General features: G+C 55.7%; 14 protein-coding genes. 4 read left to right on the top strand and 10 right to left on the bottom strand.

Features of this window, described 5'->3' with window-relative positions:
• Positions 1–45 precede the first annotated feature (45 nt).
• The 4 genes from PLD04_10970 to PLD04_10955 form a co-directional block, all read right to left on the bottom strand.
• Positions 46–1,677 (bottom strand): hypothetical protein, encoded by a 1,632-nt coding sequence (locus PLD04_10970; protein ID HXK68857.1) that lies wholly within the window; start codon positions 1,675–1,677, stop codon positions 46–48.
• Between the two features lie 34 nt (positions 1,678–1,711).
• Positions 1,712–2,500, bottom strand: coding sequence for an ABC transporter ATP-binding protein (locus PLD04_10965; GenBank protein HXK68856.1), 789 nt, complete (start codon positions 2,498–2,500; stop codon positions 1,712–1,714).
• Between the two features lie 59 nt (positions 2,501–2,559).
• Positions 2,560–6,093, bottom strand: a complete 3,534-nt coding sequence (locus PLD04_10960) for a protein kinase (GenBank protein ID HXK68855.1) — start codon at positions 6,091–6,093, stop codon at positions 2,560–2,562.
• Between the two features lie 180 nt (positions 6,094–6,273).
• Positions 6,274–10,221: a hypothetical protein gene (locus PLD04_10955; protein ID HXK68854.1), complete on the bottom strand. Its 3,948-nt coding sequence runs from the start codon at positions 10,219–10,221 to the stop codon at positions 6,274–6,276.
• A gap of 239 nt (positions 10,222–10,460) precedes the next feature.
• Between PLD04_10955 and PLD04_10950 the strand changes: the two genes are divergently transcribed.
• Entirely contained in the window at positions 10,461–12,911 is a 2,451-nt protein-coding gene (locus PLD04_10950; GenBank protein ID HXK68853.1) for a DUF3160 domain-containing protein, read from the top strand.
• A 31-nt stretch (positions 12,912–12,942) separates the two neighbouring features.
• On the opposite strand, the gene PLD04_10945 is transcribed toward PLD04_10950, so the two are convergent.
• The 6 genes from PLD04_10945 to PLD04_10920 form a co-directional block, all read right to left on the bottom strand.
• Entirely contained in the window at positions 12,943–13,629 is a 687-nt protein-coding gene (locus PLD04_10945; protein HXK68852.1) for a transposase, read from the bottom strand.
• A 106-nt stretch (positions 13,630–13,735) separates the two neighbouring features.
• Complete coding sequence (locus tag PLD04_10940; protein HXK68851.1) at positions 13,736–14,662, bottom strand: DUF4097 family beta strand repeat-containing protein; 927 nt, start codon at positions 14,660–14,662, stop codon at positions 13,736–13,738.
• 668 nt (positions 14,663–15,330) lie between these two features.
• The gene (locus PLD04_10935; GenBank protein HXK68850.1) at positions 15,331–16,707 is read right to left on the bottom strand and encodes a serine hydrolase domain-containing protein; all 1,377 of its coding nucleotides are present in this window, start codon (positions 16,705–16,707) and stop codon (positions 15,331–15,333) included.
• Between the two features lie 177 nt (positions 16,708–16,884).
• Entirely contained in the window at positions 16,885–17,133 is a 249-nt protein-coding gene (locus tag PLD04_10930) for a hypothetical protein (protein HXK68849.1), read from the bottom strand.
• 92 nt (positions 17,134–17,225) lie between these two features.
• Complete coding sequence (locus PLD04_10925) at positions 17,226–17,948, bottom strand: PH domain-containing protein (GenBank protein HXK68848.1); 723 nt, start codon at positions 17,946–17,948, stop codon at positions 17,226–17,228.
• Positions 17,941–18,477 carry a PH domain-containing protein gene (locus tag PLD04_10920; GenBank protein ID HXK68847.1) on the bottom strand — a complete coding sequence of 179 codons (537 nt, stop codon included), beginning with the start codon at positions 18,475–18,477 and terminating at the stop codon, positions 17,941–17,943. Before PLD04_10920 ends, PLD04_10925 begins: the two co-directional genes overlap by 8 nt.
• Positions 18,478–18,598: 121 nt before the next feature.
• Here PLD04_10920 and PLD04_10915 point away from each other — a divergent pair, with 121 nt between their 5' ends.
• The 3 genes from PLD04_10915 (at position 18,599) to uvrA (ending at position 23,199) form a co-directional block, all read left to right on the top strand.
• Positions 18,599–19,081, top strand: a complete 483-nt coding sequence (locus tag PLD04_10915; GenBank protein ID HXK68846.1) for a pyridoxamine 5'-phosphate oxidase family protein — start codon at positions 18,599–18,601, stop codon at positions 19,079–19,081.
• Between the two features lie 92 nt (positions 19,082–19,173).
• A complete protein-coding gene (gene tyrS, locus PLD04_10910) occupies positions 19,174–20,376 on the top strand; it encodes a tyrosine--tRNA ligase (protein HXK68845.1) in 1,203 nt (400 codons plus the stop codon).
• 3 nt (positions 20,377–20,379) lie between these two features.
• Positions 20,380–23,199 (top strand): excinuclease ABC subunit UvrA, encoded by a 2,820-nt coding sequence (gene uvrA / locus PLD04_10905; GenBank protein HXK68844.1) that lies wholly within the window; start codon positions 20,380–20,382, stop codon positions 23,197–23,199.
• Positions 23,200–23,318 lie beyond the last annotated feature (119 nt).

Genomic DNA, 23,318 nt, shown 5'->3' with positions numbered 1-23,318 from the left:
TTTTCGGGAAAAAATCTTTGTTCCGTCTGCACATTGCAGGGTCCGTTACCGAAGAACCTGAATCAGGTCTTCACGGCGGGAGACGAGGAGACGACCGCTGGCCCTGAGAAGAATCCCGTATAGAATTGAAAGCAGAACGAGGAGACCACCGACGGTCACTGGCACCAGCCCCTTGTATCCCATGGATGCCGGGAGAATTACGGCGGGCGACACAAGTCCCATCGCGACGACCAGGGAGAGGATGTTTACAAGGGCCGAGGTCGAAGAGGTGGCGGACATTTTCCACGAGGAAATGTCGTTTTTCTTCGGAAAGAGAATCGAAAGTATATTCCCCACGCATGTAAAGATCAGTGTGATCGCGGCGAAGGTCAGGAGACTTGTTGTCGTGATAAAGAGACCGGGAAAACCACTCACCAGGGTAAGGGTGAGCGTCAGCATCAGGAAGAGGAGAACACTGTAGCTCCAGGTGCCAAGATTCTTTCCAAGGAGGATGGACCGGGGTGAAACGGGCACGAAAAAGTAAGTTTTAATCCCGCTGTGTTCCCAGGCAAAGGTATTGTTGATGAAATTGGTGGCCAGCATGGCCGTGTAGGCTGACAGACCGAGAAAACCCAGCTGGTGCGGGCTCAATCCCCACAAACCCTCACCCGATTTGGATAAAAAGGCCTTCAGGACAAAGATGGTAATGACAGGGATGAGAAGCAGGTTCAATTTCCCCGGCGAACTCCGAAGAAGGTACCGAAAATCCTTCATCCAGATCGCGGCAACCTGGGGCTTAACCCACCGGGCGAGAACCTGCTCCACTCTATCGAAAAGCCCAGTTTTTTGAACCTTTGGGCACTCTTCGCGGGACCGGCCCTCCCCTGATGAACCCGGCTGGAGAACCACGCGGCCAAAGAGACGATAAGCCACAAAGATCCCCAGAAGATCCCCCAGGAGCAGAAAGAAGGCTGGCTCTGCAGCGGAAGAATAGATTCCGGAAAAGAGATCTTTCAAAACACGGCTGGCGGCGACGGATGGAATCCAGGGAACGATAAAAGCGGAGATACTCTTTAATTCGGAGAGGAAGGGAATGGGATGATGCTGACCCGCCGAATCGAAAAAGATCTGGGGAAGAAAGCAGAGGGTCAGAAAGAGAAAGGCGACAAAGACGACGAAGATCTCCCGGATCCGGCGATGACGGAGTACCCCCTGAAGGAACAGCGAGAAGGCCATGGCCCAGGAAAAGGTAAAGACTGTAAAAAGAACCAGAATAAGGGCAGCTGAAAGAGAGGCCCGCACCTGGAGAAGAAATCCGGTCAGATAGACCGCCATAAGTATGGGCAGGTAAAAGAGGTGCTGTATCTCACCCACGGAAGAGAACAGGAGAAGTCCGAAGAGCTTTTTATGGGAAACAGGGAAAACCAGAAATTTCCTCGGATCGAGATCAACTTCCCCGGACGAGAGAAGGATCGGGAGAAAGAGGGCAATCCCGAGGGACGACCCCAAAACGATATTGAAAATGATGTACAGCATGTCCGCGTCTCCCCCTCTTGCCGCTCCATAGGTAAGCAGGCCCGCGAGGAGAGCGAGAAGTAGAACAATGAAGGCCATGAAGCCCGTAAGGATCAGGCCCATGATGGTATTCATCGCCCCCGCGGCCGTCCGGCTGCGGTTCAGGGTCAGCCGTAACTTCATCCAGAGGATCGTATGGATCAGGCCCACGGTTTCCTTACTCCAGCCATGAGAGGGTTCGTTCGGGCCGGTCTCCGGTCCCGATGATCGTAAGGAAAATCTCTTCCAGGGTCCGGGTCCCTTTGACGGAGGGATCGCCTTCCAGCTCTACACCCTGACGAAGGGTCTCCATCGATCCCTGGGCCACCAGTTTTCCCCTGTGAATAATGGCCACGTCGGTACAGAGACGCTCCACGATCTCCAGGATATGGGAGGTCAGGAAGATGGTCACGCCCCGTCCGATGAGGATTCCGAGGATCTGTTTGATCATCCGGGATGCGATGGCATCGATTCCTTCAAAGGGTTCATCCAGGAAGAGGAGCTCGGGCTCATGAATCAGGGCAGCTGAAAGCGCCAGCTTTTTCTTCATTCCATGGCTATAGTCCACGATGAGCTTTGACTGGTCCCCGGCCAGCTCCATCAGATCCAGCAGCTCCTCGCCGCGGGATTGAATCTGTTTTGAATCCATGCCGTACATCCTGCCCACAAAGGTCAGGTACTCCCTCCCGGTCAGTCGATCGAAGAGGGCCAGTTCTTCCGGAACCACCCCGATCCGCCGCTTCACTTCCACGGGATCTTTCACGATGTCGTATCCCAGCAGGGTGGCGGAGCCGGAGGTCACCTTCAGCAACCCCGTCAGCATATGGATGGTCGTGGATTTTCCGGCACCATTCGGTCCGAGAAAGCCAAAAAAGGTTCCCCGTTCTACCGTCATGGAAAGACCGTCCACGGCACGAAGGGTACCAAAGGTGCGGGTTAGCTCCAGGATCTCAATCGCATGGGTCATGTACGGCCCCTTCTATTTGTCTGATTGTTCTACTATACGGGGTTCAGAGACGCAGGTTCTCACGAGGGGTTCGAATCCACCGCAACTGATTCCTGCCGCACTGGGCTGCACAGATCCTCGGACATGCCCGGTTCTTTCAACATGGGATTCAATTTCACAGCTCGTTCCCACTCTGTATGAGATTCATCGAGAAGCTCCTTCGATCCGCTTCCCGTCCCCCTGGCCTTCAGGCAGAGAATAATTCCCAGAGCCTGGTGGCCCTCGGCCAGATCCTCGTTCAGATTGATGCTCTTCCTGGCATGGCTTTCCGCTTCCTGCAGGGCCGTTTGCGCATCCGCACCGTGCTGAAGGAGCCAGACTGCCATCATCCACCCCCGCTTTGCTTCAAGGGCCTGGATTTCTGCGTCCCGGGGGTTGAGATTGTCCGCTGAGATCAGGGAGTTCCGGGCGCGATTCAGGGCATCCGCCGGGGAACGTCCATGGGTCTGAAACCAGAGCGCCTCCGCCAGCCAGATGTTCGCATCCAGGGCAAGAAATTCAGCACTGGAGGGATTGAGCTCCCGTGCCCGGTCCAGGTGGGTTCGGGCTTCCCGAAGGAGCACAAGGGGGTCCTCATCCCTTCGGGCCCTGAATCGGGCTTCCACCAGGTACGTTTCCGATAGATTTTTCATGGCATTGTGATAGTTGGGGCGATTGTCAATCGCGGCATGAAGAAGATCCCGTGCCTCCTTCAACAGGGATTGCGGATCGCCTCCCCGGCTTACGACCCATTCGGCTTTTCGGACAAGAGTATTGCCCAGGTTGGAATAGGCAAAGACGTAATCCGGGTTTATCTCAATTGTCTTACGATAGTGAATTTCAGCCTTCTCGAGGGCCGGAAGAGGGTCCTTTCCGTGGGCAAAGGCGTACTTTCCACTGGCCCAGTGTACATTTCCCAGGTTGTTATGGAGATAGGCATTTGTGGCATCCATGTCAAGGGCCTTCTGGTAGAATTCCACCGCCTGATCGAGAGACTCGGAAGGTAATCGACCTTGATCCATGAGATAGAGCCCCATTAACTCGTACGCTCTGCCAAGATTGTTATAAATTTTTGTATAGGAAAGGTCGTTTTCGTTTCGGAGCGCCTGTCGATAGGAAGCGATGGCCCGTTTCAAATCCGGAACCGGGTCCTCCCCTCTCTCCATGGCATTCTGCGCGATGGCCTTGTACACCACACCCACGTTGTTATGGGCATCCGCGGAGTCCGGGTCCAGAGCCAGAGCCTTGCGGAAATTCTCGAGGGCGGCATGAAAGCTCTTTTCCGGATCCTTTCCCTGCCACATTTCGAACAGGGCGAGGTTCCAGTACACGGATCCCTTCCTGGCGTATGCCCTTGCATCCTTGATGTTCACCGCAATAGCTTCTTCCGCCGATTCAAGAGCCCGGTTGATGGCCTCTGTTGGATCTTTATCTTCCCGTTTCAGACAGATGGAAAGGAGTTCGTAAATTTCAGACCGAGACAAATAGGCTTCCACGTTTTCCGGATTGGCGCGAATGGATCGATCACTCGCTTCCAGCGCCTGGTCGATCATGGTCAGAGGGATATCTTCCCGGCGCTCAATCACCTCCACAAGCCCAAAGATGCGGTCCACTTCGGCTTTGAGGACATCTGTATCACTTTCAGCCATGGCCATGGCAATCCGCAGGGCTTCACCCGCCTCTTCATAGTACTGTTGAGCCCTGACATCATCCCCGCGCCTGAGCCGCTCCTCTCCCAGAGCCATCAGGATATTTCCTTCCAGCGTTCTGGCTTCGTACATCCAGGGAAACTGTATAAACACCTGACGCGTCAACGACAGGGCTTTCATATACTGACCTTCATAGTAGGCAATCAGAGCTTCCACATATTCCGGAGCATCCACCTGAATTCCCCGGCTTTCCCGGAGGAGGGCCAGGGCGGGCATCCTGTATTCTTCGATCAGCTTCCTGCGGCGAACTTCCCGCCGTTCTTCATCCGGCTCTTTCCGGACCGCAAGGAGCTCTTTCTGGTAAAGCTCACCCATGACCGAACCCAGGGCATAGGCCACCTCAGGTTTTCGATAACCGGAATTCCAGGCTTTCTCCAGGTATGCCCGGGCATCCTCAAACTGCCGAAGCGCCAGCAGGGCTCTGCCAATGGCGTAGTTACCTGGACCCCGGGCGAGCCGGCCCCGGCGGTCCACCCGTTTTATTAAGGATTCCACATAGGCAGACGCCCTGGCTTCTTCGGGACGGACGTCGTGGAGAGGAGCGGTATAGGCGTGACGGAGAAGCTGTTCGATATAGCCGACGGAGCCTTCATATTCATGGCGAAGAGATTCCTGGACCCCGTCCCGCCAGCTCGAGTAGAGAAAAAGAGTCGAAAATCCCGTGACAATCACGACCAGAAGGGCCAGGAGTGCCGTCATCGTTCGATGCTTCCTGGCCTTTTTGATCAGGCGCAGGGACCAGGTTGAGGGACGCGCCTCCACGGGCTCCCCATCCAGGAACCGCCGCAGATCTTCTTCCATGACTCGCGCACTCTTGTAGCGGTTGGCGGGAAGCTTCTCCATGCATTTCAGAACGATCGACTCGAGATCACGGGGAAGGGTGGGATTGACTTTTCGCAAAAGAGGAGGATCCTCCTCCACGACCTTGCGGAGGACCTCAATGGCCGTGCCGTCAAATGGGGGAAACCCGGTCAACAGAAAGAACAGTGTCGCTCCAAGGCTGAAGACATCGGTCCGTGCGTCCAGATCCTGGCTGTCCCCCAGGGCCTGTTCGGGAGACATGTAGTGGGGAGTTCCAAGTATCGCTCCCGTGACCGTGACGCCGGGAGCGGCAACTTCCCTCGCCAGGCCGAAATCCATAATGACGGCTCTCCACCCTCCCCGTTCTTGCCGCTCCACCATGATATTTCTGGGATTCAGATCGCGGTGGATCAATCCCTGCTCATGGGCGGAAGCCATGGCTCCCGCCACATCCCGCATGATTCTGACCTTATCCTCGATTGTGAGGGTATCCCGCACCGACTGCAGGGTTATGCCATCGATATACTCCATGGCAATGAAGGGCTTCCCGTCCTGCTTTCCCACATCATAGACCCTGCAGATATTGGGATGGTCCAACCGGGCCTGGGTCTTGGCTTCGGTACTGAGACGAGTGACGAAGTCAGGGTCATCCTCACGGAGCAGCTTCACGGCCACGTAGCGGTTCAGCTCAAGATCGACGGCCTTGTACACCCGTCCCATGCCTCCCTCACCCAGCAGGTTGAGAAGCTTGTACCGGCGCTTGTAAATCGATCCGGATTTGCGCACCCGGGTGGAAATTTCCATGGGAACATCCGAAGATGGCAGGTCCACATGGAGCGGTTCAAGCACGGCACGGGTAAGCTCCTGAACCAGGGTCGAAATGATTTCCGGAGTCAGAAGACCCTTTTTCAGGAGAAGGTAAAGACGGGACCCTTCTGACTTCTTATAGTCCACCATAGTTCTGGCATCGGAAAGCTCCTGGTCCACCTTTTCCAGGTCCGACGCACTGAGAATTCCCTTTGCGAGGGCCAGATCCAGGATTTCGTTTTCCTTCGGGGCCGTCATAAATTTATGGGAACCAATCCGGACTGAGAAATCTCATCAGGGTCTCCGGATAGAAGAAAGATCGGCTGCTTTCCCCCGACTGCACCATAAATGCAGTCTATCCAGAGGTCAGGGGGATGTCAAGAAGACAAACCTCTGATGGATCGATTCCGCGAAAATCTCGTTCCCGGGATTTCCCGTTCAGTTCGACTCGTTGTTGCAGGAGTCCACCGTCACGATTTTGTAGCAGGCATTCGATGAATTCAGGGCATCCGTCGTTGAGCTGGTTCCCGGAGTCGAAAGGGTCATCCACTGCACAGGGAAGGGCGCACTGCAATCGCTCTGGGCATATACGCGGTAGTGATCGAGATCCCCGCACCCGGGATCATTCCAGTCAAGCTGAACAAGCGGGTCCGTCCTGGTCAGCGTCAGTGACTCCCCGACGATGGGACAGGGCGTTAAATCCCTGGCGTCGGCTTCCTGCGCTCCCGGTGACGTGGTCGTTGAAATCCCGCAACCGTTTACATACCGCACTGTATAGGTATAGGTCTGGTCCTGCAGTCCAGAACTGTCCGTGTAGCTGGTGGTTCCCAGAGAGATTCCGGTCTGTATCGGAGTTCCATCCCGCAACACGTCATAGGTGCGCGTTCCCTCTCCACCATCTCCCCATGTGCTGGAGGGGGGATTGGCGCTCCAGGTGACCTGTACTCCGTTTTTCAGGCAGGGGCTTACATCTGCCGCCGTGTTATTGTCCGGGGCCGCCGGAGCAAAGGGTTTGTCGCTGGAGCTGGTTCCCGAAGTGGAACTCGAAAGGGAACATCCATTGTTGTAACGGACGGAGTAGGTATACACCGTTCCATTCGTGCCCGTTGTATCCACAAATTCAGTTGTACCGTAGGTGATCCCTGACCCGGCAGCCAGAGCGCTTCCATTTCGAAGAACATCGTAGGTCCGGGTTCCATGGCTGGAATCCCCCCAGTCGCCCGGATCCTGGGGCCAGGTCACGGTAATACCGGCGTCATCACAGTAGTCGGAGTCCACCGAATTGCTGTTCACGGAGACCGTGGGGACCACCCCCGCCCCATCGGAGGCGGAATCATTCCCCGAATCGGCGTCCAATCCGCATCCGTTCTTGTAGCGCACCTGATAGTAGTACGGCTGGTCATGGGAGGCTCCCGTATCGACGTAGGACGTGGCGGGATAAGGGATGTTATCCCAGATCGGGTTGAAATTGACCCCGTCGATGCTTCGGCGGACCCGGTAATATCGGTCTCCTGTTCCTCCATCGCCCCAGGAATCAGGATCCTGGGGCCAGGTGATCGTAAGACCCGAGTAGGTGCACGGATCGGCATCGGAAACCGTGGTGCTCTGGGAGACCACGGGATCCTGCTGGACAAAGTCCTGAACCACGTCCGTGTCCGGAGTTTCCGCGTTCTTGCCGCATCCGTTGATGTACCGAACCCTGTACCGGTAAGAGATTCCGGTTATCGTGGTGGAATCGACATAGCTGGTTGTCCCGTAATCGATCTGAGAGCCCAGGGCCTGCCATGATGAAAATATGCTGTCCCAGCGCCAGACCCGGTATTTTCGTCCGGTCTCCCCATTATCGTTCCAGCCGCCGCCAGGATCCCGGGGCCAGGTAACGGTGATCCCAGAGCTGGCCGTGCATCCATCGGCATCCTCCGCGTTACACGTCACGGTGACCGTGGGGGCTGTGCTGGTCTCATCGGATACCGGGCTGCTGGCCAGGCCCTGGGTTGAACGGTTGCAGGAATTGGCCACGACCATGCTGTAGGTGTAACCCACGCCAGGGGAAGCCGAATCATCCGTACACGAAATAGTTCCGTAGGGGATCGTTCCGCTACAGCCCCCGGAACCAAGCGGGGATCCATCCCGCAGGATCATATAGGATCGACCCGCAGAATACCCATAATCGGCCCATTCCGGGCTGTCGGGATCCCAGGATACAAGGATCCCCGTATTGTCGCAGGGATCGGCATCCTCAACCGTGAAGATAAGGTAGTTCAGGTCCGGATCATCCCAGCAGGAGATGTACATGGACCCGTTCCCGAGAGCGTTGGTCAAGTTCGAACCACCCCAGACGATCATCCCGCTGTCCGCCCATACGGCTGTGTGCTCGGTCCGCGCAGAGGGCGCACCTACACCTGAGGTAGTGGTCGTGTACCAGAGGTCGTTGACGTAATCATACCGGCCGCCCGTGTTGTAGACACTGGAACTTCGGTCCCCTCCCCAGACAATCATCTCGTGGCCGGTCCAAACGGCGGTGGGGTGTTCCCTGCCGTCGGGGGCATTGGTAGTCGTCATAAGCGTCCAGACGTCACTCTGGGCATCGTAGATCCCCCCCTCCCTGTTCCACAGATCCGCACCCCAGGTGTACCCGCCCCAGACCATCATGAGATCGTGGGTCGGATCCGGAAGACGCACACCGATCGCCGCATGGTTATGCCTTCCCTTGGGAGCATTGCTCGTCGTGATCGGTTTCCAGAAATCGCTGGGATCGGTTGAATAGGAATCCAGACGCAGAATTCCGCCCGAGTTCAATCGGTCGTCTCCACCCCAGATCACCATGGTCCAGACCATGTAATACCGCCACCCATAAAGGTTGACGGAAGTATGTTTCGCGCGGGGACTCGGACAATCTGGATCTATGGTGTCGGTGGCATCCCACCATGTTCCTGTACCGCCGTTGTACGTCAGGTTTCCCCCCGTGTTCATATCATCGGTATCGGTTCCACCCCAGATGGCCGCGCTTGACAGGTATCCAATCGGGTCCATCGTATGGTAATACCTGCCTTCAGGCACGTAGCATGGAAAACCGGTAGTGTCACATGTCGAGACCCATGAGTTGCTGTTCGGGTCATAGACTCCGCCGGAATTAAAGGAGGCTCCTCCGTATCCGCCCCAGACGTACATCACCTGTTCCGACGAATCCCAAACGCCGGTATGCAGGCGGCGGGCAACCGGGGCGTTCGTAGTCGTGGTTGCCGTCCAGGAGTCGGTGGCAGGGTTGTACTTCCCCCCATTCCGGTAATAGGAGCTTCCGTTCCATCCTCCCCAGACGATCATGTCCGATCCGGTCCACACGGCAACATGCTGAGTCCGTGCGACCGGGGCACCGCTCGAGGTGACGGGAACCCAGGAATCTCCACCTGCACGAAGCACCCGGTTGGTCAATGAAATATCCGGTACAGCGTAGAAATATTCAGGCTCTTTGATTTCGAGGGCAAATCTGCTTTCGTTTTGATCCCACCACCCGGTGAACTCCTCTTTTTCCCAGACAACCCGGGTAATGGCAATCTTCCTGTCCGTGGATTCCCGGATCAGGATGCCGTAGTAGCTGAATTCATTTTCCTGAAGAGAACTCACCATCCCGGCGGTGATCGGACGGGGGGCCTGTCTCCCGGCTCCCTCCATTCCCATCTGGTCCAGGAGTTCGTGCTGAAGTCTGTCCCATCCGTCCTGGTCGAGGTAGATGGGGCCTTCGATGGGTACGGGTTCTTTCCCGGCAGCCTCATCTGGTGTGGTAACAAGGACCCATTCTTGCGGGGCTGGATAACCGGTGAGCCGGTGCAGGTCCGCCAGAGTGTGGACGCCGGCCCACTCGCGCTCCGCCCGTGAATGAATTGCACCCTGGAACCGTTCATCCCCGGAGAAGAGGCTCCGGATCGTATTTTCCACGAGGATGGGGCGGGCCAGGCATTCCGCGATGCGGTGAGGGTCGTTGTCCAGTGCCGCAAAGATCTCCGCCAGACGATGCGGCATAAGGGAATTCCTGGCCATGCGATTCATTTCGTTTTGCAGATCCTCTCCTGAAAAGGTCTTCCCCCACAGAACCTCCAGAGCGTTGCACTGACGCAGCATTGTCGACACCCTGGAGTAGAGGACCGTGTTTGTGAAGATCTGTTCATACACGGGTTTCGGTGCATCCTCACGAAGAGAGGGAACCCGGTGGGAGAATTTGATCCGCTGAAGGGTGTCAAAGGCTTGAACCCTCTGCTCGTAGGTGAGCGGGTACCTGTTGCCCTCGATAAGGTCTGTTGATTTTGGGTTCGTCAGGTTGGATGCGTGACCCATCTCCAGGGAAAGAAGTGCGGTAAGGAAAATAAACCAAAACGATTTCGATTTCATGCCCCCCCCATTTGAATAAAGTATGGCAAGCCTGCCGATGTACTCTGTGGAATCAACGGGAAATTCCCGGGCGCTCTCCTTTAGAGAATAAAGGTACAAACCCGATCTGTCAAATGAATCGATCCCATCTCTTACCTTTTCGAATCGTCCACCGAGATAATTTCCTTGCAGAATTCTTAACACCGGCGTATGGTAGAAGTACGGAAGCAGGTCAAGTTGGGGAAAAAAGAAGGTGTGTTATGAGGAAAAACGTTCAAAGTCTATTTACTTCGAAATTACGCGCCCCTCTTTCGGGGGTTCTGATCGTCTTCCTAGCCCTGTCCGCCGGAGTCATGGCATCCGGGGGCCCCCTCGTCACGATCACCGATAAAGTACAGACGGAATTTGGCACGTACGTGCCTGTCTTCGTCCGGAGCGTGCCTTCCGTGGTGCCCTACACCGTGGAAGCCGGACTGACCAATGTCATCAACCGGGAAGATTACAACCTGACCGCGGAACAGATCGAGCTCATTGTTCAGAATGGATTTGTGGCAACCCCCGAATCTTCGTACGACTCGGGTACCGGGTACAACGAAATTTACGATGTCTACGTCGAAGCCAATTCGAAGGGACTGCCCATTTTTGTTACAACAGACGCAGTTCTTCATATTTACCACCGATTCTTCGATGACATCCTGCAGAACATCGAGGAGGACCAGTTCCTGCCCTCGCTTATCGCACTGGATACCAGCCTCTTTTCCCGGGCACGACAGATGGATCTGGATGAGAACGATCCTTCGACCTTTCTTCTTGGTGCCTATTTTGCCGTGGCCCTCTCCCTGGCTGATCCCTCCTTTGAAGTCCCTTCGGACTACAGCGCCATCGTGGCGCAGGAGCTTGCCCTGATCGAGGCTCACGAGGGGTACGCGGCCTCTCCCCTATTCGGCGCCTACCCGGAGGACTACAGCCAGTACAAACCGAGAGGTCACTACACGAAGTCTGAAGCTCTGGAACGCTATTTCAAAACGATGATGTGGCACGGCCGGATGACCTTCATCCTTCGGGATGGCTATGGAACGGTTCAGCCCACCCTCACGGGAGCCGCCCTTCTTCTCACCCAGGCCCTGTCTACGGGTAACCACGGTGAGGAATGGGGTGGTATCTACTTCCCGACCACCTTCTTCGCCGGCCGGGCCGACGACCTTCTGTACACCGACTATCTGACCGTTGCCACCCGGATATACGGATCGGACTTTCTCACCCAGGCTCCCGACCTGATCCTTGATCCGGCCTCTCTCCAGACCTTCATCACGGAAGCGGAAGCCTCCCTCCCCGATCCGGAAATTCCCACCCTGACCGGAAAGGGGCTTCGGTTCATGGGCCAGAGGTTTATTCCGGATTCCCTGATGTTCACCCGTCTCGTGTACCCGTATGTCCTGGATCGCTACATGCCCCGCAGTCTCGATGTCATGGCCGTCCTTGGATCGGACCTGAGCCTTGAAATCCTGGAAGCGGAAGGAGAAACCGTTTATCCTGGTTACATGGAGGAGATGAAGGACCTTAAGGAGCGGTTCTCTTCCTACCCGGAAGCCCAGTGGGCCGACAACCTCTACTGGAACTGGCTCTACACCCTGATGCCCCTCCTCTACCCGAAGGGGGAAGGCTATCCCTTCTTCATGCAGAACGGGGCATGGGAGAAAAAGGATCTCAACGCAGCCCTCGGCTCCTGGACGGAGCTCCGCCACGACACGATCCTCTATGCAAAGCAGAGCACATCGGGAACAGGGATGCCCCCCGAATACTTTCCAACGCCGGGCTATGTCGAACCCAACGCCGATCTGTACGCCCGACTGGCGGCTCTCACCCGATACACGATGGATGGCCTGACAGGATTTTCTCTCCTGGACACCGACACGGAACAACGCCTGCGGGGTTTTGAAGCCATCCTCCTGGAGCTGAAAACCATTGCCGAAAAGGAACTCGCCAATCGGCCTCCAAACCATAAGGAACAGGCATGGCTTTCAACCTTCGGAGACACGATCCGGAACCTGGTCACAACGTCCGATTATCCGGATGACTCCTCCCCTGTCGTGGGTGATGACCCCATGGCGATCATCGCCGACGTCCACACTGATCCCAACAGTTCCACCTGCCTGGAGGAGGCCGTGGGGTTTCCGTACCGCCTTCTCGTGGCTGTTCCCGTGAGCGGCCAGGTCCTGCTCACCGTGGGTGCCTCCTTTTCCTACTACGAATTCTCCTGGCCGATCTCCGACCGGCTCACCGACGAAGCCTGGAGGGATATGCTGAAAGAGGATCCCCCCCCCGATCCGCCGGCATGGACCAACGCTTTCCGGGACAGTTCGACCCTTTCAAATCCCAACCCGACTCACGTATGGTCCGGAGCTTCATTCGTTGATGTCGATGTGACGGTTGAGGTCAATCAAGCCGAAGAGCTTCTCGTTCTGACCCTCACGATTCCCTATGAACAGATCGAGTCGATCGGGGGCACGATCAACGGAGCAGACCTGAACCTGGCAGACGCGAGCTCGCATGGCGAGGGAACGGTCATGACCTTTCATCTTCCTGAGGGATTTTATGACCTGGAAGACGGAGCCTTCACACTCTCCATTTCAACGATTTACGGGGCCCATTTCACCTGGCTGACCGACCTGAAGAGCGATTTCCACTCCCGCCCCTTCTCCAGCCCGTAACCCTCTTTAATTCCGGGGACAGTTTACTTAATTATTTTTTCTTAGCTTGTTTGTATTTCCAGGGCCCCCGAGGGCCTGGCTTTTTCGGGAGCAGCGTGCGTTCCAGGAGGGTTTCACATAACGAGATGAACATTTTGTCACCAAGCGGTCTGCCTGTATTTTGATGGCGCTTCATTATTGATATATCCGATTCTTCCACATTCGACGCCAGAAAATAAGTCCATTGATTAATCAGGCTGGGAAGCAGATCATCTTTTGAGATAAGATCACCTATCTGAATGCCCAAATGGTGTCTGGCACTGCTCCATTCCCAATCTTCAGGCCTTGCTACAATATTTGCACTCACAGGATTACGCTCTATATAGCGAGCCGCTGCAAGCAGATGGTGTTGATCCATTGGATAAGAGGCATATCTCGATTGCCATAAATGACCACGCCATTCGTATCGAAAGTTAATCATTCTCGTATAGCGCCGATGTACTTCCCGGATTGCACCGGTTAATCCTTCCTTATCATGAGGAACCGCAATAAGGTGAACATGGTTAGGCATAAGACAATAGGCCCAAATTGATACATTATGAATTTCCGTGTAGGTTTTTAATAGAGACAAATACTTTTCATAGTCCTGATTTTGAAAGAACACCTGCTGGTTACGATTCCCTCGTTGCGTGACATGATGAGGAATGTTGGGAACAACAACCCTTGCAATCCTTGCCATATCTCTACGGTAGAGAAGTTCAATTCAATTGTCAAGAATAATTACATATACTGTCCCCCTAATTATTAGCAGTTCTTACTGGAGGAGGGAAAATTAGACGGTCTGTTTACTTTTCCCGGATCGTGACGGAGCCGCTGGATGTATCGACTTCGATGGGGATCGATCCCGGTCCCCCGGAAAATTCCGCGTGGCCCCTGTCCTTAAAAAGCTTGAAGGGAAAGTCCGATTCGATATTTCCGGAGCCGACATCGATAGAGCCCGAAAGCTGCGTGCCGGCGGGAAGGGTCAGGGTAACATTCCCGGAAGAGGCATCTGCAGTAATCCTGCTTCCCGGCGTGATGGACGTCCAGGAAGCCTCGATCGTTCCCGATGAGGTGTCGATCCTCGCCGATCCGGTGAGTCCGTCCGCATCGATGTTGCCGGAGGAAGCATCCACCGAAAGATTCGCCACCGGTCCGTCAAGGGTCACGCTGCCCGAAGAGAGGTCGATGGAAACTTTGTCGACAGCGTGAGAAAAACGGGCATTGACATTCCCGGAAGACGCATCGATGTCGAGCGACTTCATCGCCCCGTCCAGGCTTATATTTCCTGAGGATAGGTCAATATCGAGGTCGTGGTTCTTCAGATCGCCGTTGAAGGTGAAATTCCCTGAAGATGAATCGACACTCAGGCTCATGGAGGGCGGCATGTCAAGAACGACGTGCCCGCGGGCCTTGATCTTTTTCCAGGAAAACGATCCCTTGGACCGTTTTTGCGATTTGATAACGATCTTGTTGTCTTTTACCTCAAAGGTGGGCTCATACTCCTTGAGCATGGCCTCGGCCTTTTCCTTGTCTCCGGATATTTCCAGATCCACAACCGCCGACACACTCTCTCCCGGCCGAACGGTCACGTCGACGTTGTGAAAGGACACGTCGACTACCACGGTACCATCCGGGATTGCTTTCAGGGTCTTTTCGTGATGGGAAGTCACCGTTCCGGCGACCAGCATCGCGGATAGAAAAAGAATAGCGAAAAAGGAAACCTTTTTCATGAATCACCTCCTGACAGGGTAGCTTCTTGGATCATCTGCACTGGATAACGGAAAATTTTCCATTTCGTTCCATCAGAGTCACCATGGATAATCTTCAACTCCCTCCGAATTTTGACTTTTTCCTCCTGGGCGATGATCGTTTGGCCAATTATCATTCTCTTTATAGATCATTTGGAACGTACAGGTGGCTTTATGCTGTCTTCTTTCAGTCGCTGTCTTATCCTGCCCACTATACCTTTAACCAAATAGAATGTGATGCTCCAGAATATGAATGAAATAAGAAAGTAATGAATAGATACATGAATATCAGTGTGAATATTTGAATGGGTTACGTGACCAGGGTATAAGATCCCTAAATATTCCATGATCGTTACAGGTACATAATCTATTATGTTGATAATCTTTAAAACGAAAAGATAATTATTTACAAATCTTTCTGAAACATCTTTTCCTGTAAATAAATAATGAAACCAGTAATGGAATATCCTCAAACTGCTCAGCATAACAAAACTGACGATCAAAATTATGTGTTTTATTATTCTATTTCTTTTTGAAGGTAACACTTATTTAAACCACCTTAACCGAAATACAATCTTGACCCTTTCCTTTCTTCCCATTTTCTAATCGTAGCATAGAATGAGGGAGGCTATGCCCAGGTTGAACTGCCATTATGCATCGTTCTTGCCTGATGATTCGACCTTGACCTTCGGGCAGGGGAGCAAGTGCTCGCTCTGCTGGTAGATCATCCGCTCCACAACCCCCGCCTCGTTCCTGGGGAAGTGTAAGAGGGCGTTGCCCTTCCGGAGATAGAAGGTGACTTCACTCTGAGGGATGAGCTTCTCCTTTGGCTGGTCGGGACCTGAGAAATAGAGGGCTCCCTCTTCCATTAGCACGGTGTAGGCTTGCTCCATGACGGCATAGGTTCCTTCAAGTTCGGCCAGCTTCTCCTTCTCGACACCGACCCCCTCCGGGATCAGGACGGGCTTTACGGGCAGCCCAAGGGCTATGGCGGCTAAGTCCCGGTTGACCTGCCGGGCGAAGGTGGAGACGTAGTTGAAGAGGGTGATCACGACAACATCATCGTCGATGAATCGCTGGATCATCGTCAGAAAGCCGTTGATGCCACCGCGGTGCTCGATCAGCCTGTGGCCGAACTCCTCCCGGACAAACCACCCGTACCCGTAATTCCCCTGCCCCGGCGTGTACATCTTCTCCAGAGCCTCCGGAGAAAGGAGCTTCCCGGCCATAAGGCCTCGATCCCAGCGGTACATATCTTCCACCGTGGAATAAAGAGCACCGGCTCCGCTGGTGTATTCCATGTAGAGATAGGGGGCCTGAATGATCTCCTCCCCCATGTTGTAGTGGCCCGTGGCCCGATGAGGGATCACCTTCGTGTGGGAGTCGACGCCGCTGGAGGTCATTCCCAGCGGCTTGAAGATGTTGGCCTTTAGAAAATCCCCAAAGGACTGACCGCTCGCGATCTCGATGACCCGGGCCAGGAGGACGTACCCGGAATTACTGTATTCAAATCGTTCCCCCGGCTCGAACCGCAGGGGTTCGTTTTTGAAGCGGTCGATCACCTGGTCGAGGGTATGGTCCATTGCCCAGACCCGGTAGTGGTCGTGAAGGGCACTGTAGTTTATGACGCCCGCCGTGTGGTTCAGGAGATGGTGCAGGGTGATCCGATCCCCCCCGGGATAGTCGGGAATATACTTGGACAGGGGATCATCCACCTTGAGGAGGCCCCGGTCCTGGAGAATCATGACGGCCGCGGCCGTGAAGGTTTTCGTCACCGAGGCCAGGCGATAGACCGTCTCCGCTGTGCAGGGTACGTTGTGCTCCCGGTTGGCCAGGCCGTACCCTTTGGAAAGCTCGATCTTTCCCTTTCGGGCGATCAGGATCGATCCGCTGATAAGATCTTCATCCAGAAGGGGTTTGAGGTACCGGTCCACATCCCGTTCCAGCGGAGTCGGTTCTGAGAATAAGGGCTGAACTGCCAGGAATGTCAGCAGGGAAAGAACAAGGCAGAGGGTTTTTCTCTTCATGGCTTCCTCCCGTTTTGAATCCGCTTTCCCCTTCACCCCCCTCCTCCATCCTTAATCCGGGGAGAGCTGTCTGCCTAATTGAACGTACGGGAGTTTAAAAAGTTTGGGATATTGAAGGGATACACAATACAGGAAGGAAGATCGTAAGATCCGGACTTCCTGTGCGACCGTTCGAGTTCAGCGGTCGATGCGGCGGGTCATTCCCCGGACGCGGCCTTCCGGCTTGTCGTCCTGTGCGCCCATCTCGCCCAGATCCCAGCCATGAAAGATGACATCGGCAAAAGTGTTCAGAAACTCCAGGAGCTCCCGGCCCGATTGTGTGGGAACCTTTCCCCGGCCGTCGCATCGCACGCATTTTTCAACGCCTGCCTGGGTCGCCACTTCCCCGATTCCATCGCAGGTGGAGCAAATTGTCATCAGTTCCATCTCTCCTCCTTCGTCCTTCTCGTGCAGCAGAACAACTCCCCTTCCCACCACACTTTCCTAGTGTATCATTTTCGACTCGTCAACCGGGAAAGCTACCCTGCGTCGGCTCCCGCAAGTGCCGCTCGAATCTCCCGGATTTCATGGTGGATCCCCTTCAGAAGTTCAGCGTCTATTTCGCGGCCCGATCGTTCTTCTCCCGTGGGATCGTCCGGATCCCCCAGACCCGCGCCGCGGTGTTTCTTCAGCAACTCCAGAATGTGATCTCTTACTTTGTAGGGCTCTTTCAATCCTCGAAGCACAGCCCGGTGCGTGTGCATGCCCTCCTCTTCTTTCGATTTCCCTCCACCCCCGGCCGTATCGATTTCCACACTGGAGAACCCGAACCATCGCTGGATTGGTCCCTGCCTGATGTGGACATTCTGCGCGTTGGCAAAGGTCAGGCAGATCTCCCGCACCACCCAGACTCCCTGGCGGATGAGGAGGCTCCGATCGGTCAGGACGTACCAGCGCATCTGGTAATCGAGGCAGGTCACGACATAGAGAACGGCCGCCTTGTAGGCGCCGACCACCATCAGGGGAATCGTCAGCAGGGCCCAGAGCGGACCCAGAAAGAGAAAAATGGCGCACAGTACAAAAATCGCGACACCCCAGATCACCGCATAAATTCTCCAGAAGAAGAGCTTGTACTGGAGATATTCGGGACAGGCACGGAGAATTTCAAGGTACTCGCCCTGTCTATGCCCCGGAAGCGGTGCGGGTGCCTTTTCCGTGACCTTGAGGAGTGGAAAGACCATCGATTTGACAAACTCAACCATGGTTTCCGCCCTCGATGTCCTGTCGAAGCCCCCGGAGTTCCTCCAGGATCCCTGTAAGAAGCTGATTAACATTTCCCGTTTCTTCCTTCTCTCCCCTGCGCTTCCCATCCACGGCGTGGCCTCTCATCCGGGCATAGAGGAAATTCCGGATCTCGTCGAATTCCCTTACACCCACAATCGACTCTTCCGCACTGGAACTCCCGGAAGCCGTCTGGATCTTCACGGTACCCAGGCCCAGCCACCGCTCGAAGATGTTCCGGGAAACGTGGATGTCCTGGATCCTGCTGTACGTCAGATAGGACTCTTTTCTCCAGAGAATACCGTACGAAACGGCTACACCCTCCTGATCGAACCGGTATCGAAGCGTGATGTAGTGAAAATAGAGGGGGACAAAGACAAAGGGAAAGGCGACATTGGACAGGAGGCTGTAGATCAGGTAGAGATTCAGGAGTTTGTCGTCGGGACGGGTCAGTTGATAGATTCGCTCAGGATCTACGGGTGCCAGATGGGCATCATCATCGTGGTGCATAGGGAACCTCCTCCTTGTACCTTCATATTCCGCCTTCTTCTGCCAGTATAGGGTGTGTATGGATCCGGGTCAACCGGCTTTAGGTATAATGGATTTTCCTGCGTGTACTATGGAGGTGCCCATGCGGCGGAACGACAAGGCCCTGACATCCCGAACGGCCATGGAAAAGATCCTATCCGAAACCGAATTTATCACGATGGCGATGTGCAACGGGGAGGAACCCTACCTCGTCACGATGAACCACGGGTTTGATCCCGCCCGAAACTGCCTTTTCCTCCATTGTGCTGGTGAGGGGAAAAAACTGGAGATCCTCAAGAAAAACAACCGGGTCTGGGCCCAGGCCATGAAAGACCTGGGGTATATCCAGGGAGCCTGCGACCATCGGTACATCTCCGTTCATATCGATGGTCGGGCCCATATCGTCCAGGATGAATCGGAAAAGCGATACGCCCTCGACATCATGATCCGCCAGCTGGAAAACTATCCCGAACCGGTCCGGGAAAAGCAGGTGACCCCCGACGCGGTCCGGCGTGTCACGATCCTCCGGATCGACATCGAGGCAATGACCGCCAAGGCCTCCAAAGAGGTTCACGCTTCCCTCTGACACCTGCCTTTTTCAACAGAATTCTGTGGATGAAGGGTGGACAAGGTTGGAGGAACCCGATACAATAGCCGGTTATGGTCGCGAATTATGATATGAGTCCAAAGGATCAGGTGGCGTACCTCAAGAAGGGCGCCGAACACCTGATTGAAGAAGCCGAACTGCTGAAAAAGATCGAACGCGGTAAGCCTCTCACGATCAAAGTGGGGTTTGATCCTTCCGCTCCGGACATCCATCTGGGGCACACCGTCGTGATGCGCAAGATGCGGCACTTTCAGGAACTCGGACACAGGGTTATTTTCCTGATTGGAGACTTCACCGGTCTTATCGGGGACCCATCGGGAAAGAAAACGACCCGGCCCCAGCTCTCCAGGGAAGAGGTCCTGGAGAATGCCGAAACCTATAAAAAGCAGGCTTTCAAGATCCTGGATCCCGAAAAGACCGTCATCGATTTCAACAGCCGCTGGCTGGGCGAGCTCGGGTCGGAGGGATGGATCCGGCTTGCAGGGAAAGTCACCCTTGCCCGGATCATGGAGAGGGACGACTTCACGAAACGATGGCAGGCCAACGAACCGATCTTCCTGCACGAACTCCTCTACCCACTGGCGCAGGGATACGACTCCGTCGCGCTGAAGGCCGACGTGGAGCTGGGAGGAACCGATCAGCTCTTTAACCTTCTCGTGGGCCGCAATCTCATGCGCGAATACACCCTGGAGCCCCAGGTGGTCCTGACCCTTCCTCTCCTGGAGGGTCTGGACGGCGTGGAGAAGATGTCCAAATCCTTGAACAACTACGTGGCTGTGGAGGATCCGTCCGGGGAGATGTTCGGCAAGCTGATGTCGGTTTCCGACACGATGATGTGGAAGTACTACACCCTGCTCACCGACTTTTCTCCCGCAGAGATCGAGGGCTTCAAGAAGGACGTGGAAGAGGGCCGGCGGCACCCGAAGGACGCCAAGGTAGCCCTGGCCAAATCCATCGTCGCCGATTTTCATTCCAGAGAGGCCGCTGACGAAGCTCATGCCGAATTCGAGCGGATCTTCCGGGAAGGCCAGGTTCCCACAGACATGCCGGAGCACACCCTGCCCGCGTCGGAACCCCGCATGGTGGTTCATCTTCTGAAAGATCTCGACCTTTGCCCTTCCAATGCCGAGAGTCGGCGAATGATCGCTCAGGGCGCCGTCTCCATTAACGGGGAGAAGGTCTCCGACGAAGGCCTGACCCTGGAGCCGAAACCGGGCGACATCCTGACCCTGAAGGTGGGGAAACGTCGCTGGGCGCGGGTGACCTTCAACTGATCCATGGTTCCAGTCTCCTCCATCACGATCCGGGGAGCCAGAGAGCACAACCTTAAGAACATCACCGTCTCTCTGCCCCGCAATCAGTTCATCGTCATCACCGGTGTGTCCGGCTCGGGAAAGTCCACCCTCGCCTTCGACACGCTGTTTGCCGAAGGTCAGCGGCGTTACGTGGAATCCCTGTCAGCCTACGCCCGCCAGTTCCTGGAGCAGATGGACAAGCCCGATGTCGATTCCATCGAGGGACTCTCCCCCGCCATCGCCATTGAACAGAAGACCGCCTCGAAGAATCCCCGTTCCACTGTCGGAACGGTCACGGAAATTCACGACTACCTTCGTCTTCTCTTCGCCTCCATCGGACACCCGCACTGCCCCGACTGCAACAAACCCATTAATCCCCAGACGGCGGAAAGCATCGTGGACCACCTGATGGGACTTTCCGAGGGGGCCAGGGTCGTTCTGCTGGCCCCCCTGGTTCAGGGAAAAAAGGGGGAACACAGGGCGGTCTTCAAGCAGATGATCCGGGAGGGTTTCATCCGGGCCCGCGTCGACGGAGCCATGGTGGAAGCGGAAAATCCTCCCGAGCTGGACAAGAAGAGAAAGCACACGATTGAAGTGGTCATTGACCGTATCGTCATCAAGTCCGATGTTCGAACCCGCCTCACTGATTCTGTGGAGACGGCGCTCCGTGTCGGAAAGGGTGTCCTCCTGGCCCAGCTGGAGGACCGGGAGGAGGTTCTGTCGGAGCACCACGCCTGCCCGGAATGCGGATTCTCCTTTGGAGAAATTTCTCCCCGTTCCTTCTCCTTCAATTCACCTTACGGCGCATGCCCCACCTGCAACGGCCTCGGCGTGCTGAGGGAAATCGACGTTTCAGTCCTGATTCCGGATGGATCTTTTTCGATCCGTGACGGCGCGGTGACACTCTGGGATCCCGATTCCAACCACTGGAGACAGCACCAGGTGGAGCAGGTCATGGCTCACTATAAGATACCGATCAAGACACCGTGGAAGGACATTCCCGAAACTGTTCGTAACGTGATCCTTCACGGCGGGGACGAAGAGATGGCCTTTCTCTACCAGGGAGACCGGGGCCGATACGAGTACACCGGAACCTACGAAGGCATCATCCCGATGCTGAAACGGCGCTACATGGAGACCGAGTCCTTCGCGGTCCGTCAGGATATCGAACAGTTCATGACCCTCCTCCCCTGCCACGACTGCCAGGGAACCCGCCTGAAACGGGAGGCGCTGGCCGTGCGGATCGGAGGCCGGTCGATCGCCGAAATCTCCGGGGAATCGGTGGAAAGGGCTCTGGATTTCTTCACGGATCTCTCCCTCTCACAAAAGGAGAGGACGATCGCGGAGAAGATTCTGAAGGAGGTCCGGGAAAGGCTCTCCTTCCTCGTGAACGTCGGCCTGGGCTACCTGACGCTGGACCGGGGCTCGGCGAGCCTTTCCGGGGGAGAGAGCCAGAGAATCCGGCTGGCCACCCAGATCGGCAGCCGCCTGACCGGAGTAATCTACGTCCTGGATGAACCGTCCATCGGTCTCCACCAGCGGGATAATGCCCGCCTCCTGGACACCCTGAAGAATCTGCGGGATATCGGGAACACCGTGGTTGTCGTTGAGCATGACGAAGAGACGATCGAGAGTGCCGACTATATTGTGGACCTCGGACCCGGGGCAGGCATACACGGAGGTGAGGTGGTGGCAACGGGAGGTCCGGAGGAAATCCGGGCCTGTCCCGATTCTCTGACGGGGCAGTACCTTTCCGGTACAAAATCCATTCCTATTCCAAAGAAGCGCCGGCCGGGAAACGGGAAAGAGATTGTCCTGCGGGGGGCCCGGGAACATAACCTTAAAAACATCGACGTCACCTTTCCCCTGGGAACGTTCACTGTCGTTACCGGGGTCTCGGGTTCGGGAAAATCGACGATGGTCCAGGACATTCTCTTCCGGGCCATCATGCGGAACATGTACCGCTCCCCCATGCAGCCCGGGGAGCATGACTCCCTTGAAGGCCTGGCGGCGATCGAGCGGGTGATCGACATCGATCAGTCTCCGATCGGCCGAACGCCGAGGAGCAACCCGGCCACCTACACCGGGTGCCTCACCCCCATCCGGGAGATGCTGGCGAAGGTCCCGGAGGCCCGGATGAGGGGATACCAGGCCCGCCGCTTCTCCTTTAACGTCAAGGGTGGACGCTGTGAGACCTGCCAGGGTGGAGGAACGATCAAGATCGAAATGCACTTCCTCCCCGACGTCTACGTCACCTGCGACGCCTGCCATGGCAGGCGATTTAACCGGGAGACGCTGGAAATCCGGTACAAGGGCCTGAACATTGCGGAGATCCTTGACCTCACGGTCGACCAGGCCTACGAGATCTTTGAGCCGATCCCAACGGCCAAACGGATCCTGAAAACCCTCAAGGCCGTCGGCCTGGGGTATATCCGCCTCGGACAGCCGGCTACGACCCTTTCGGGCGGAGAAGCCCAGCGCATCAAGCTCTCCCGGGAACTTGCCAAGCGTCCCAAGGGACACACGCTCTACCTGCTGGACGAACCCACCGTCGGCCTCCATGCCGATGACGTCCGCAAGCTCCTCCAGGTCCTCCACACCCTTGTGGATCGAGGGTCCACTGTGCTCGTGATCGAGCATAATCTCGATGTCATCAAGACAGCGGATCACATCATCGATCTGGGGCCCGGGGGCGGGGACCGTGGAGGAAAGATCGTTGCCCGGGGAACACCGGAGGAAGTCATGGCCTCAAAACACTCTCATACGGGACACTACCTCAAGAAAATTCTGATTCCTTCCTGATTCCCCCGATTTTCGCACCGGCAGGGTGTTCCTGTGCTATGATGCTGAGGAGGGCGCGACCATACGCCATATACACGGCCCGGGATTTCTGGGGAGGCAAAAAACGGGCCCGATCCATA

Source organism: Thermoanaerobaculia bacterium, from assembly GCA_035593605.1.
GTDB lineage: Bacteria > Acidobacteriota > Thermoanaerobaculia > UBA2201 > DAOSWS01 > DAOSWS01.
Note: the sequence above shows the minus strand (reverse complement) of the source record. Positions and strands in the feature narration are given on the sequence as shown.